The sequence below is a fragment of the Brevibacterium rongguiense genome (assembly GCF_009857845.1).
GTDB classification, from domain to species: domain Bacteria; phylum Actinomycetota; class Actinomycetes; order Actinomycetales; family Brevibacteriaceae; genus Brevibacterium; species Brevibacterium rongguiense.
Genome location: NZ_WWEQ01000139.1, coordinates 1 through 433, shown reverse-complemented (window position 1 = coordinate 433; position 433 = coordinate 1). Strand labels below are relative to the sequence as shown.

Here is a 433-nt window from a genome sequence, read left to right as displayed (position 1 = left end):
ACTGGACTCCGCGGTCGCTGTGATGCACGAGCCGTCCGCTCTGACGCGCCGCCGGGGTCGTGGTGATCGCCTGCTGCAACGCGATCATCGGCAACGCCTGCGTCGTCAGCGACGACGCGACCGACCAACCGACGATCTTCCTTGTGCACGCATCGGTGATGAACGCCGTGTACGCGAACCCACCGACGGTGCGCACGTACGTGATGTCCGCCACCCACAGCTCGTTCGGCGCCAACGCGTGGAAGTCACGCTCGACCAGGTCCGGGCGGTGATCGGGCAGCTTCGACGCGACGGTCGTGAACGGGCGACGCCCGCGCCGAACACCGTGCAGCCCAGCGACTCTCATGAGCCGGGCGGTCTGGTCGCGTCCGATCATCCAGCCCTGGCGGCGCATCGCGTGCCACATCTTGCGGTGGCCATACACGCCGTAATT

1 protein-coding gene is annotated in these 433 nt (G+C 67.4%); it reads right to left on the bottom strand.

Features of this window, described 5'->3' with window-relative positions; all coding sequences use genetic code 11:
- Nucleotides 1–433, bottom strand: a 433-nt coding sequence (locus tag GSY69_RS13875; protein WP_160954407.1) for a DDE-type integrase/transposase/recombinase, incomplete at both ends; no start/stop codon positions are given.